The organism is Natrinema amylolyticum, from assembly GCF_020515625.1.
GTDB classification, from domain to species: Archaea; Halobacteriota; Halobacteria; order Halobacteriales; family Natrialbaceae; genus Natrinema; species Natrinema amylolyticum.
This window is the reverse complement of the sequence record NZ_JAIWPJ010000001.1, coordinates 902,971-914,785: the sequence shown is the minus strand read 5'-3', so window position 1 is coordinate 914,785 and position 11,815 is coordinate 902,971. Positions and strand designations below refer to the sequence as shown.

General features: G+C 56.6%; 14 protein-coding genes. 11 read left to right on the top strand and 3 right to left on the bottom strand.

The window, feature by feature from the left end; translation table 11 throughout:
• The first annotated feature begins 287 nt into the window (after positions 1-287).
• From LDH66_RS04510 to LDH66_RS04470, 9 genes are all read left to right on the top strand, one after another.
• Entirely contained in the window at positions 288-707 is a 420-nt protein-coding gene (locus LDH66_RS04510; RefSeq protein ID WP_226479872.1) for a DUF7985 family protein, read from the top strand.
• Between the two features lie 40 nt (positions 708-747).
• Positions 748-2,439 (top strand): DUF8186 domain-containing protein, encoded by a 1,692-nt coding sequence (locus LDH66_RS04505; RefSeq protein WP_226479871.1) that lies wholly within the window; start codon positions 748-750, stop codon positions 2,437-2,439.
• Positions 2,436-2,675: a hypothetical protein gene (locus LDH66_RS04500; protein WP_226479870.1), complete on the top strand. Its 240-nt coding sequence runs from the start codon at positions 2,436-2,438 to the stop codon at positions 2,673-2,675. Before LDH66_RS04505 ends, LDH66_RS04500 begins: the two co-directional genes overlap by 4 nt.
• Entirely contained in the window at positions 2,675-3,808 is a 1,134-nt protein-coding gene (locus LDH66_RS04495) for a TrbL/VirB6 family protein (RefSeq protein WP_226479869.1), read from the top strand. Before LDH66_RS04500 ends, LDH66_RS04495 begins: the two co-directional genes overlap by 1 nt.
• Positions 3,808-4,899: a TraC-like domain-containing protein gene (locus LDH66_RS04490; protein ID WP_226479868.1), complete on the top strand. Its 1,092-nt coding sequence runs from the start codon at positions 3,808-3,810 to the stop codon at positions 4,897-4,899. The genes LDH66_RS04495 and LDH66_RS04490 overlap by 1 nt, the downstream gene beginning before the upstream one ends.
• Positions 4,899-7,019 (top strand): VirB4 family type IV secretion system protein, encoded by a 2,121-nt coding sequence (locus tag LDH66_RS04485; protein WP_226479867.1) that lies wholly within the window; start codon positions 4,899-4,901, stop codon positions 7,017-7,019. Before LDH66_RS04490 ends, LDH66_RS04485 begins: the two co-directional genes overlap by 1 nt.
• A gap of 5 nt (positions 7,020-7,024) precedes the next feature.
• Entirely contained in the window at positions 7,025-8,200 is a 1,176-nt protein-coding gene (locus LDH66_RS04480; RefSeq protein ID WP_226479866.1) for a phage NrS-1 polymerase family protein, read from the top strand.
• Between the two features lie 331 nt (positions 8,201-8,531).
• Complete coding sequence (locus LDH66_RS04475) at positions 8,532-8,762, top strand: hypothetical protein (RefSeq protein ID WP_226479865.1); 231 nt, start codon at positions 8,532-8,534, stop codon at positions 8,760-8,762.
• A complete protein-coding gene (locus LDH66_RS04470; protein WP_226480945.1) occupies positions 8,753-9,184 on the top strand; it encodes a PIN domain-containing protein in 432 nt (143 codons plus the stop codon). The genes LDH66_RS04475 and LDH66_RS04470 overlap by 10 nt, the downstream gene beginning before the upstream one ends.
• A 192-nt stretch (positions 9,185-9,376) precedes the next feature.
• Here the strand turns inward: LDH66_RS04470 and LDH66_RS04465 are convergent, their stop codons facing one another.
• The 3 genes from LDH66_RS04465 to LDH66_RS04455 form a co-directional block, all read right to left on the bottom strand.
• Complete coding sequence (locus LDH66_RS04465; protein WP_226479864.1) at positions 9,377-10,288, bottom strand: DUF8008 family protein; 912 nt, start codon at positions 10,286-10,288, stop codon at positions 9,377-9,379.
• Positions 10,281-10,520, bottom strand: a complete 240-nt coding sequence (locus LDH66_RS04460; protein ID WP_226479863.1) for a hypothetical protein — start codon at positions 10,518-10,520, stop codon at positions 10,281-10,283. Before LDH66_RS04460 ends, LDH66_RS04465 begins: the two co-directional genes overlap by 8 nt.
• Positions 10,521-10,629: 109 nt before the next feature.
• Positions 10,630-11,004 (bottom strand): hypothetical protein, encoded by a 375-nt coding sequence (locus tag LDH66_RS04455; protein ID WP_226479862.1) that lies wholly within the window; start codon positions 11,002-11,004, stop codon positions 10,630-10,632.
• Between the two features lie 201 nt (positions 11,005-11,205).
• Between LDH66_RS04455 and LDH66_RS04450 the strand changes: the two genes are divergently transcribed.
• A complete protein-coding gene (locus LDH66_RS04450; protein WP_425492906.1) occupies positions 11,206-11,424 on the top strand; it encodes a helix-turn-helix transcriptional regulator in 219 nt (72 codons plus the stop codon).
• A 191-nt stretch (positions 11,425-11,615) separates the two neighbouring features.
• Positions 11,616-11,780 carry an HVO_A0556 family zinc finger protein gene (locus tag LDH66_RS23090; RefSeq protein ID WP_319004340.1) on the top strand — a complete coding sequence of 55 codons (165 nt, stop codon included), beginning with the start codon at positions 11,616-11,618 and terminating at the stop codon, positions 11,778-11,780.
• The last annotated feature ends 35 nt before the right edge of the window (positions 11,781-11,815 follow it).

The window sequence follows — 11,815 nt, the reverse complement described above, 5'->3', positions numbered from 1 at the left end:
GGAACTGCGGAACGACGCTCGAAACTGACCGAGATCGTTGCCCATATTGTCGGATCAACGATGTAGTCATCCTGGATATTGGTTGATTATTTCACTTGCCATTCTGATGCTGGTACCAGATATAGTCTAGATATGGTTTTTCGCCATCTATAGGTAATTACTAGTCTAATATATACGTAAACTATATTATCAGCAACGGCTGAGAGAGTGTGACGATCCGAGAAGTACTCGCGTGAATCTCTACGCTGGGTTCTTTGAGAGACTTCACTGGATCGAAGTACCTACCAATGCATCCCAAAATCCCGTTTTTGGTCCAATCCGGAGAGACAGACGAACCGTCGAACGTGTCTCCTCAAGTCGTACGCTCCGGTCTCGGAACGCTTGCGCTGTTACTGGTTATCGCCGTGGATCCGGTCCTCGCACAGGATAACATCGTTTGCGACGCTGAAGGGTTGCCCGGAATGATATCCGGGTTCTTCCAGATCACGACCGCACTCGGTCTCATGGGCTTAGTGGTCGTCTGGCAAGTCGACTCGCTCGTTGAGATGTTCACGATGAACCTCGAACAGAAGAAGAACCTGAAGATGCACAAGCGAACGGCGCTGAAATCCGCGGTTGTTCTGATGATCCTCGGGCCGCTGTATACGGTCGCTGGCTCGACGATGGGGCTTCCGTTAGCCGAGTGCGTTAATCTCGTCCCGTGGTAATGTTGACCAGTGAGCAGTTCGACTCGAGTCGGAGGCCCTGATGCGATTCGAGGGACGGCCATTCCTCATCGCAGCCGTCGGAATCGCTATCGCGTTCAGTGGGACCGATATCGTCAGCGCCGACGCTTCGTTCCAGACGAATACCGGCGATCACGGATTGGACGAGAACGAGACGGCAACCCTGTGGTCGAAAGCGCCGAACGCGTGCATAAGCAACGCTGAGTACGAAGAGAGATACGGCGAAGCGCGGACCGTGATGCAGGAACTCGGCAACTGTACGGATATCACGTTCAAAACGCCGCCCGACACGGCCGAGCGCTGGACCGCCTCTGACTACGAATCACTCGAGGGAGGCGATACGGAAACCTCGATTTATCCCACGCACGCGGCGCTCACGGACTCTGCGCTCGTCGCCGACGCCCACGTAACGGCGTTTGCGATCCATCCGTCGACGAGAACGCATTTGGACGCGAATGAGACGGTTCACTACATCGCACCGAGAGGCGAGCTCCGTGGACTCGTTGATTACCGCGTCCGTCTCGCGAACAACTCGTCGATCCAGACTCACGGGATCGAGGAAGTCCGGCTACTACGCGATGACGAGCTCGTCGATACCATCGGCGGGACACAGACACCGATCTTCGAGTACGGGTTCGACCAGGGCGGAGAAGCGACGCTGACGCTCGAGGCGGATATCAGCGCTCGAGTCGAGCAGGAGGGAGAGAACGAGACGGTGGTGATCACTGACAACGTGACCGTCTCTCAGGATCTCGCTGTCGAGATCTACGACCTCCGCGCATCGATCTATCACGCATCGTATCCCAACGGCGATAGCGGCGTCGCGATCTATCACGCACAACCGTGGCACGGATATACGCTTTCGGACGACGGCGAAGCGAAGGTCCGTGGCGTGTGGCGATATTACACCGCTCGCGATACGAACTGGGACGAACTCACGAAGGCGACTCGAGCGACCCGGGAGACGATCCAATCCGACGCACTCCCGGTGTACGTTCACGCCTATCCCTCCGAATTAGGTCCGCGGACAGAACCGGTCCGCGACGGCCCCGAAATCCTCGAGGTCTGGGGAACTGAGAGTTCCTCGCCGGAGCTGTCGATCCACGAGAACGTCGATATCGACGTGGTCTCCGAGACGTACACGCGATCGTACGGACTCGCGCTCCGTCACGATGGCATCGATTCGGATGCCATCACCGTCGACGGGATCGTTCGCGGTGTCTCCGCAGACATCGTCGAACCCGAGGGCGGCTCGGAGCGAGAGATTCGCGAGAGCGATCTCTCCGTCGAAATCGTCGACTCGAACGCGACTGCCATAACGTTGCGGATCGAACTTCGCGATGCAGAGACGGGATCCCCGATCGCACTCGAGCGTTCGGTCGCTGATCCTCGATTCTCACTGATCGGTCACGATTCGCGCGAGGGCACCATCTCGATCGGCGATCAACAGATCCGGACGAACGCAGCGGGCGTTGCGGAGGTGGTGATCACCCAGCCGGGGATCTACACGGCGGAGTACCATCCGGGCTCGTGGCGATCACACAGTCCCGCATACATCGGTGATACGGCGACCGAAACGTGGCACCCGCTCGCGACACTGACGGGCTGGTTCGTACTCCTGGTCGACTTCGTTCGATATGCCATCCCCTTTGCAGTCGCGCTGTACGCTGCGAAGCGAATCGGACTCTTCCTGAACAGCAGAGATACCCTATGACACACGAGCAGTACACCCTACACAGACACATCGCCCTCGAGAGCGTCCTCGCTGGAAGCAGCGCCGCTCTCTCCGGGTACACTCCCTCGAGTGATTCTGGCGGCTCGAGAGGTGATGCCATCCAGAGCAGTGCAGTCGCCAAACTCGCTCCGGCAATTGACTATCCCGATCGCATGATTCCGTACCTCGAGAGAGACGCCGAAGCGTGTAATATCGAAACCGAGGAGGCAGCATAATGTCGCCGTGGTCGCTTTCGGATATCGGGATCAAATGGTTCGAAGATGCAGTTGACAAGATCATAGACTGGTTCCAAGAGGGACTAACGGACGGCTACAACGTGATCACGGCCCAGATTTTCGGGACGCCAACCCCGGAAACAGATGGTGCGTTCGTATTCGGACAGCCAACGAACGTGCCCTGGGTCGAAATCCATAGCAGCCTCGTCGCCGGCGATATCATGCTCGTCGCCTTGTTACTACTCGTAGCGTGTGTCCAAGGCCGACACACGATTCGAATCTTCAATATCGGCAGTACGTATGAGACTCGAAAGGCGAAACGAAGCGCGTGGACGGGTGCCTTTTTGATCGTAACCTGGTACTGGCTCGCCGTCTTGGTCCTCTATCTCGTCGACGGTTTCACGATTGCACTCCTCCCAGACATTGCAACCGTTATCGATGCGATGACTGGGTTACTCCTGACGAGCATTTCGAACCCGATTCTCGCTCTCTTTCTGACGGGAGTCGGTGCCACAGCGATGTGGATCCTTCAAGCCCTATTCTTCCTCCGCGAGATCATGTTGTACATCTTGATTTATGCGATGCCGATCGGGATCGCTTTGGCATACGGCAATCTTCCCGTCGTTTCGCATATCTCGAAAACGGTCTGTATGAAGTTCGTGCCGCTTGCGATCATGCCGATTCCAGTGGCGCTGTTGTTCAAAGGCTACGAACTTCTCTTCCGCGAGGGGGCGGACTCTGTCCTTATTCCGAACAGCTCATTCTTGAGCACCCTCATCGCAGTCACGCTCCCGCTCCTCTCGATCGTCATCGTCTGGAAACTGTTCGCGTACGCCAGCCCGATGACGGCGCAGATCATCGGCACGACGACGAAGGTAGGCGTAACTGCAGGTGCAGCGATTAGCGCTGGTGTCGTTGCCGGCCCTGCTGCCGCAGCGACGACAGCGACATGGGGACCGAAAGCGGCCGTCGGCTATTCCGCCGTCTCGAAGATGCGCCAACAGGGTTCCCCATCCCAAGCGAGCGGCAGTACCGACGGACGAACCGACCACGACAACGTTGCGACAGACGCGTACGGCCAGGACGGTGTCCCGGCGTACCGTCGAACTGAGAACGACCCGGGATACTACTGATGACGCAAGAACGAGACGCGGCCGGCCGTCGAATCATGGATGAACTGGGCGAAGCGAATCGAATTCCACTCCTCAATATCGAAGAAGGTGACGTCTACATCTTACTCGGGTTTCCGATCGGTGGCCTCCTCGTCGGTGGCCTCATCGGACTCGAGGGTGCGATCTTTCCGTTCGTCCTCTTGGGAGTCATCGCAGGCGGTGCGGTCGTCTATTCGTCACCGAGCCATCTTCCGGCATCGACGTGGCTAGGCGATCTCTATCGATACTACTGCAAACGACCCAGATTCACCTACAGTACCGGATCGAGTTCGGATTCCGACGAAGCGAGTACGGACGGCGGTCTCGTGAGTTACACGCCGTTCCAGCCTGACGAACGGACACAGGATCTCACTAACGTCTGCCGGGCGTGGCCGGGTGCCGGTTCCATCGAACGAACCGATGGCGCGATGGAAGCGCTCCTCGAGATCGATCCCGGGAACATGGATTTCGCGATGTCCGGTGACTGGGCACAGATACAGCGCCTCGGTGAGGAGTTCGCGAACCGCGAACTCGACTTCGAACTCACGTTCCACGCGACGACGCGTTCCTTCCCGGTCGAGCGATTGGTCGACCGGATCGACGACCGGCTTACCGATGAGGACGTCAAGCGAAATCCGATCTTCCGGGAACTCCTCGAGGAGTATCGCGAGCGACGCCCGACCGAGCTCGAGGCGACTCAACAGCTTCGGTACTTCCTCGGCGTTTCGGTCGCCCCACTCGAGGTCTACAACCGCTATCAGGACGAGCGCTCGCCAGCCGAGAAGCTCACCACGTTTCCAGGAATCGGGTTCCTGTTCAATCCGTTCGTGACCCGGCGAAAGAGTATGGCCGACGCCGAGATCAGGGCGGCGATGTTCGATAAACTGGACGATCGCTGCCGGGCCATCCAAACGGAGTTCGTCCAGAAGACGCCGGGGTGGTCCGCCCGTCGACTGACGACGGTCGAACTGTTCGTCCTCTCGATGGACTTCTGGAACGGTGAGGAACACACCGACGGCGACGCCGCGATCCGCGAGCAACCCGTTATCGATCACGAACGGAGGGACGACTGATGACCGGCCATCTCTCGATCGTGAACGCAGTCATGGTCCCCGATCCCGGAACGCAGAGCGGTCTCGCTCTCTATCTGGGCATCACCGCTGCGCTCACGCTCCTTGCGAAGATCGCATGGGATCGCTGGCATGCAGCGGAGGTCGAAGAGATCGAACTCGGTGAACTGCTCAATGAAGAGCGTCTCGAAAATGGGCTCGACGAAGGTGCCCTTCTCGATGACGTTGCAGAACAGCACAGGCACGCGATTGCACCGGCAGCGATCGAGTGGGATACCCGTACCGCGCGTGTCGGCAACCAATGGACGTCCACGCTGTATATCGCCGACTATCCCGATTACCCGAAAGACGGGTACTTCAACGAACTGTTCGAGCTCACCGACGTCGAGTTCGACCTGACGGTTCACATCACGCCGAAGGATCAGCAACAGGCGCGTGACGAACTCCAGCGGGTCGCAGACGATCTCCGAGCCGATGCAGACCTCGAGCAGAGCGTACGCGGTGCGTACCTTCAGGAGCGAGCAGTCGAGGCGGTCTCGACCTACAAGAGCGTCGAGAACGGCAGTCGCGTGTTCGACCAGGGAACGTTCATCACGGTCCGTGCGGCGACTCGTGACCAGCTTCGGGATGCCGTCCGCACCGTCAAGAGTCGCCTCCGCGAGGAACCGGCAGGGCTCTCACCTAAGACGGCCATCTGCAAGCAAGATCTCGCGATTCAGGCGACGGCACCGATCGGTCCCAATCCCCTCGGCCGGGAGGCGACTGCACTCGGCGGGGCCGTCGGTGCGCTGTTAGCGTCACCACACAATGCGACGATCCTCGAGGACGGTGGCGTCGAATTCGGCGATCACTGGCGGAATCAGAGCCCCGTCGTGATCGACCCGTTCGCTCGAGAAAACGGGTATGCGATGTTCACGATCGGTGATCCCGGTTCGGGTAAATCGTTCGGCGCGAAGCAGAACTTCATCCGCTCGATCGAACACAGCGAGGATTGCATCGGGATCATCCTAGAGCCGCTGAACAACTGGGCAGGCGTCGCCGAAGCCCTCGGCGGTGAGCGCATTACGATCGGTGGGAACATGGGTCTGAACCCACTCGAAATCAAGCCGACACCCGAACGAGTACAGCGAGCGATGGGGGAAGACGCCAGCCCCTACCGAGAAAAGCTCGATAGCGTGATGAGTTTCCTCTCGAACTACTTCGCACTCCGCGGGATTCGACTCGGCGATCGGCGAACGACGCTCGAGACGGCGATCGAGAGCGCCTACGACCACAAGGGAATCACCGACGATATCGCGACGCACCACAACGAGAGTCCGACGATGCGTGACGCTCTCGATATTCTCGAGGGGATGGTCGACGACCCTGACGAACACGTCGTCCGCACTCACGAGGAGGCGACCAAGATCCGTGAGGACGCGACGTGGCTCATCGACCAGTTACGTTCCTTTGACGAGGGCGGCCGGTATGAGAATCTCGGACGGGAAACGGAGTTCGATATCCGTGACGAGAAGGTGATCTATCTCGATCTCGCCCAACAAGAGGGGAGTCTCGGCGGCAGTACGAGTCTCATCATGCAACTGCTGATCTCGGCGGTCTACGAGCGAGCGAAAGAGACGGACAAGGAGGTCGTCTTCGTTATTGACGAAGCCCGCTACATCATGCAAGACGCAGCGAGTCTCGAGTATCTCGAGATCGTCTTTCGGCATCACCGTCATCACGATCTCTCGATCCGTCTCGTCACCCAGACCGTCGACGAGTTCTTTCAGCATCCCGAGTCAGAGGCGATCATCGACCAGTGTGCAATCAAGCAGTTCCACCACCTCGACGGAATGGACCGCGAGTGGGCCGACGAATTTGGCCTCAATTCCGCACAGATGCGGTTCATCCAGGACGCCGTCCCCGGAAACGATCTGGCGGGCTACTCAGAGGCCCTCGTCGGCGTCGACGGCGAGTGGCGCGGTATCGAAGTTCGGGCGCTGGATAACGAAAAAGAAGTCATCGACTTCGATCCGAAATCACAGTCTCAGTCCCAGTTGCCAGGCCACTCTAGCGATACCGCCGACGATGTTTCTGACCGCACCAAGGGTAGCGGTCAGAGTCCTCGAGGATACTCTGACTGAAAGATATGATTGACGAAAACGCAATTCCGGAAACGCTGTGCGCTCGAGACCAGTGGATCTGCTGGGAGGAAGCCGAACGGAACGGAGAGCCAACGAAGATCCCGATTGACCCGCAGACAGGGAACTTCGCATCGACGACGAATGACCACACCTGGTGTACTCTCGAGACCGCTCTCGAGTACTTGGATTCGAATTCGACGGCAGTCGATGGTCTCGGATTCGTGTTCACGAGCGACGATCCGGTCGTCGGCATTGATCTTGATGACTGTCGCGACCCGGAAACTGGCCGACCAACCGAGCGAGCAAAGCGCATCATCAATCGAGTAGACTCGTATACGGAGAGTTCACCCTCAGGAACTGGCTATCACATTCTGGTTACTGGCGAACTGCCCGACGGCCGCAATCGATGCGGTCACGTCGAGATGTACGACCACGCCCGATACTTCACGGTCACCGGCGATCACGTTTCGGGAACGCCGACACGAGTCGAATCACGACAAACCGGACTTATGGAAGTCCACGAGACATACGTTCGCGAGACCGATGACAACCGTCACGAGACGCCTCCACTAGAATCGAATCCGAATCCTTCCCTCTCGGACGAAGAACTACTCGAAAAGGCGCGAAACGCATCGAATGGAGACAAATTCGAACGTCTCTGGAACGGAACGACCACCGGATACGCGAGTCAGTCGGAGGCAGATATGGCCCTCTGTTGTCTCCTCGCGTTCTGGACCGGTGGTCATGCCGTCCAGATGGACCGATTGTTTCGACGATCCAAACTAGACCGCCCGAAGTGGTATCACGTCCACTATGCAGACGGCTCCACGTATGGTGAGAAAACCATTACTCGCGCGATCGAGCACACCTCTGAGTTCTACGAGCCGTCTGGGACGAGGTCGAGTACAACACAGACGCAAGAGGTCGAGTCGCCGACGGATCGTGAACACGCCTACCTCACAGAGAAGCTTTCCCTCCTTCGAAAGCAGACCTCGACTCTCGAGACGCAACTGGCAGAGAAGACAGCACGTATCGAACAGTTGGAGCGGCGGCTCGAGACATATGAGGGAAGAACTGCGACCCGAGAGACGCCGTCTGACCCCGTGAAAGTGACTCAGTCACGATCGATTTGGGGTCGCCTCTGGAGAATCATTCGTTGTGTGTTTCCTAGAGAACGTTGAGTCCTGGTTCGACGAACTCGTGATCAACCTTCTGTTCGATCCAGAGGCTGGCGACACGGCGGCCGCCGACCCATGAAGTCTCTGGCAGTTTTCACTCATACTATAATATGGCCTATAGTAGAATCTGGAAGTCTTCGTAGTGGCACCCCCTGAAGATTAGCGTGTCTCCTTGTCTCTCGAAGATCTGATGAGAAGTGAGAGTAGACGCTTCTGGAGAGTACTATAGACAGTGCCGAATTTGGCATTGTCCCATCTAGTTTGATGAACCCGATGTCGTTCAATATGAGGTGCATCGAAAGACACAGTATTCTGTGCCTGCATAGATTCCTGTATGCCTAGTATCACGGTCAACGTGGACGACGAGCTCAAAGAGCGAATGGAAAAGCACCCGGAGATCAACTGGAGCGAGGTCACGCGACAGGCCATCCAAGAGAAGATTGAGGCGCTCGAAATGATGGACGAACTCACCAGCGAAAGCGAACTCACCGAGCGCGACGTGCAGGAAATCGCTGATAGAATCAACGAACGTGGACGCAAGCGCGTCGAAGAAGGATCGGAGTAGACTCGACGAATGAAGCTGTCATTGACGCCAACGTCGTCATCTCAGCACTTATTGCGGATTCAAAGACGCGGGAACTCATCGTGACACTCGAACCAGATCTTTTGACGCCCGCGTTTGTCCACGAAGTCGAGAACTACGAAGACCTGATCGTGGAGAAATCCGGAATGGAACCGGACCGAGTAGCACAGTTCATCGACCTCCTGTTTCAGTACATTGAGATCGTTCCTGCTAGCGACTTCCATCTGGTTATCGAGACAGCGGAAGCAGCAATCGGAGACACCGATCCTAACGATGTGCTGTACCTCGCGTGTGCGATCGCCAGCGATGCTGTCATCTGGAGTGACGATTCTGACTTCGACAAACAGGACCTGGTCGTTACGTACTCGACGAGTGACGTGATCAACTCGTTTGACACGCTCTAGGCGAATCAGTCACCGTCCATGGACAGCTGTCGTCTCCAGACACTGACTCGAGGCCGTCGCTACTGTTCGACTGCGAGACTGCTCGAGCAGGGACAGCCACAGCTACCGAGCCGGATAGGCAACCGCTAGCGTTATCTTTGGTATGTCGGAGAGAGGTGTCTGGCTCTCTCGAGGGTGGATCCTTCCTGCTATCTACGGGGAGCCGTGGACGCCAGCTGTCCCCGGGTCCTGTTCCGTCTTGTTCCGCTTCGGCGACTCACCGGGGATCTCCGCATTGGTGGGAAGTACGAGCCGCCGTTCGGTGTACTCGAGACCGTTCTTTCGCTCGGTTCGTTTGCGAACCGCAACGCGATGCTTCGAGAGATCGAGCACAGCGTCGATCACCCGAGAGACGAGTTTCTTCGCATACGTCTCGCTCGTCCCAGGCTCTTGCCTGCGGATCCAGTGTTTCAAGTCACTTGCTTTGACATACTCGGCGATGGTCTTACAGCCCGGTTCCCACGGGTTGTCGCCAGCGCTCGGGTCCATTCTCGCTCTCCAGAGTTTTGCGGCGAGCCGTGTCGGAAGGGAGTTAGCCGTCGAGCGAAGCATTTCTTCGTCCATTCGGGCGAGTTGTTGGACCGGAAGTAAATCACCGTGAGCGAGTGTGACGCTGCCGCGTTCGAGTGGATCTTCGGATTGTGGTAGTCGATAGTAGGTTTGACTGTCGTCTTTGGAGATCCGTTCGAGGCGACCTCCGTCGACATCGATCTCGTGATTATCTACGGTCTCAGTGAGGAGGTGAGCACCTTTCTCGAGTTCGCGCGCCTGGAGTTCTTCGATACGCTGTTTGTTCGCACCTGCTCGCTTGCACGTAGCCTCCGTGAGCGCGTCAAGCCGAGTAGTCGTTTGCTCACAGTCATCGAGCCGGTCGTGAAGTCGTTCGTTCGTCTCTTGGAGGTCCGCTTTCTCAGTTTCGAGTCTCTCGAGTTTGGCGTTGGCCTGTTCGAGGTTGCACTTGAGACCATCGACGCGCTCGATAAGCTGTCTATTCTGTTCATAGAGGTGATTAACCGCTTCTGTGAGCGTGTTGATGTCGACCTCACCGAGTTCAGGACTACTCATCAGCATCACCGCTCTCGAGATGGGCTTGTGCGTGGCGTAAGGTCGTTTCCTCTTCGTCGCCACTGACGAACGAAACCTCTTCGAGATACTCGATACCGACCTCTCGCCACTGGGATTCACAGAGTTCGAACTCGGTGCGAATCCACGCGTACTCACCTTCGGGTTGTGGCTCGAAGACGAGCTTTCGCATTGGGCCATGGACGGGCGTCCACTGTAGGGCAAGTTCGTCCATTATCGACCCTCCTTAGCCTGCTCGAGAATCTCGCAATAGGCCCGTTCGAGATCTCCTGGGGTGATTGGGTGCTCGAGTTCGAGTGTGATGGTGACTCGATTCTCGTCGGTCATCGCCGATCACCCTTTGCAGTGTGCATCTCAGCGAAGAATCCATTGACGTCGATGGGGACCGGACGATCTATCCAGCCTCTGACCGAGTCGACATACGCAACCCACCTGTCACGGTCTTCGTCTCGCTCGAGTTCTTCTCTATGATTTGGTTCACCACGGACGCGAAACCAGTACACTCCTGCGTTAGCTGGGAGGAACCGCTCAGCGCGGCCTAACGTCACGTAGACGGTATTCGTGGCTTCATCGATGTGGTGATGGAATCCCTCACCGTCCTTTCCAAGGTAACCGTAGTAGCTCCCTGATTGCTCGAGGACGATGTCGTGCTGCTGCCCATCCGAAATTGTTTCGTGTGCAGTAGTCGTAATTGACATTGCTGGTTGCTCCAGCACGGGTCGGTGCCTGAAACACCGGCCTCAGATTCTACTGAGGCATCCGTACTTGCTATCTAATAGGACTGTCCCCATCTTAATTCTTGTGCAATTTGCACATGCATATGTGGTGTTCTTAGCAACAGTTCTAAATGCGTACTAGTGGAATATATGCACATGGCGGCTGCACAAGAGAACAAATCGATGGATCCTGACGATCTTAGGCCAGCTGATGAGGCAATCCTCGACGAATTAGAAGGCGGTCGAGTAACAAAAGGTGCCTTAGTGGACTGGACTGGCTACTCGAGAAATACCGTCTACAATCGTCTTGAAGTCCTTGAAGCCGCTGGCTATGTCAAATGTGTCCATGAGGGTACTCGGCTATTCGAGCTAGTTGATGATCCTCGAAAAAATAGTAATTAATATACACTAATGAAGATCAATGATTTTATCTACTATGTCCACTAGTAACTATATCTGACACTGCAAATGTACCAGCCTTGCTTATGCGGATCAGCTTGAAGCGACGGTGATTATTGTCGAGAAACAGTACAAGACCTGTATTCAGTTATAGCAAAAAGATTATAGCATAATCTTGACTTGACGCCAATGAGATGCAATTAACGGACGACTCTGTAGTCAGCCATCCTGTTCTCGCAGCCCTCGAGGGAAGAACCTGTACGTTTTGTGAGGAGGGTGAACTTCTGCAGGGCAGTTTCAAGGGAAACGATGCGGTGATCTGTGACGCCTGTGGAACACCGGGCGCACAAGTGTGGTAACGTGCGATCCGGTCAGTACCTTCTCCGAACGAAAA

Bases quoted from the DNA above. Each gene is read 5' to 3' on its own strand.
- LDH66_RS04510 (WP_226479872.1), top strand. From the start codon at position 288: ATGCATCCCAAAATCCCGTTTTTGGTCCAATCCGGAGAGACAGACGAA.
- LDH66_RS04505 (WP_226479871.1), top strand. From the start codon at position 748: ATGCGATTCGAGGGACGGCCATTCCTCATCGCAGCCGTCGGAATCGCT.
- LDH66_RS04500 (WP_226479870.1), top strand. From the start codon at position 2,436: ATGACACACGAGCAGTACACCCTACACAGACACATCGCCCTCGAGAGC.
- LDH66_RS04495 (WP_226479869.1), top strand. From the start codon at position 2,675: ATGTCGCCGTGGTCGCTTTCGGATATCGGGATCAAATGGTTCGAAGAT.
- LDH66_RS04490 (WP_226479868.1), top strand. From the start codon at position 3,808: ATGACGCAAGAACGAGACGCGGCCGGCCGTCGAATCATGGATGAACTG.
- LDH66_RS04485 (WP_226479867.1), top strand. From the start codon at position 4,899: ATGACCGGCCATCTCTCGATCGTGAACGCAGTCATGGTCCCCGATCCC.
- LDH66_RS04480 (WP_226479866.1), top strand. From the start codon at position 7,025: ATGATTGACGAAAACGCAATTCCGGAAACGCTGTGCGCTCGAGACCAG.
- LDH66_RS04475 (WP_226479865.1), top strand. From the start codon at position 8,532: ATGCCTAGTATCACGGTCAACGTGGACGACGAGCTCAAAGAGCGAATG.
- LDH66_RS04465 (WP_226479864.1), bottom strand. From the start codon at position 10,288: ATGAGTAGTCCTGAACTCGGTGAGGTCGACATCAACACGCTCACAGAA.
- LDH66_RS04460 (WP_226479863.1), bottom strand. From the start codon at position 10,520: ATGGACGAACTTGCCCTACAGTGGACGCCCGTCCATGGCCCAATGCGA.
- LDH66_RS04455 (WP_226479862.1), bottom strand. From the start codon at position 11,004: ATGTCAATTACGACTACTGCACACGAAACAATTTCGGATGGGCAGCAG.
- LDH66_RS04450 (WP_425492906.1), top strand. From the start codon at position 11,206: ATGGATCCTGACGATCTTAGGCCAGCTGATGAGGCAATCCTCGACGAA.
- LDH66_RS23090 (WP_319004340.1), top strand. From the start codon at position 11,616: ATGCAATTAACGGACGACTCTGTAGTCAGCCATCCTGTTCTCGCAGCC.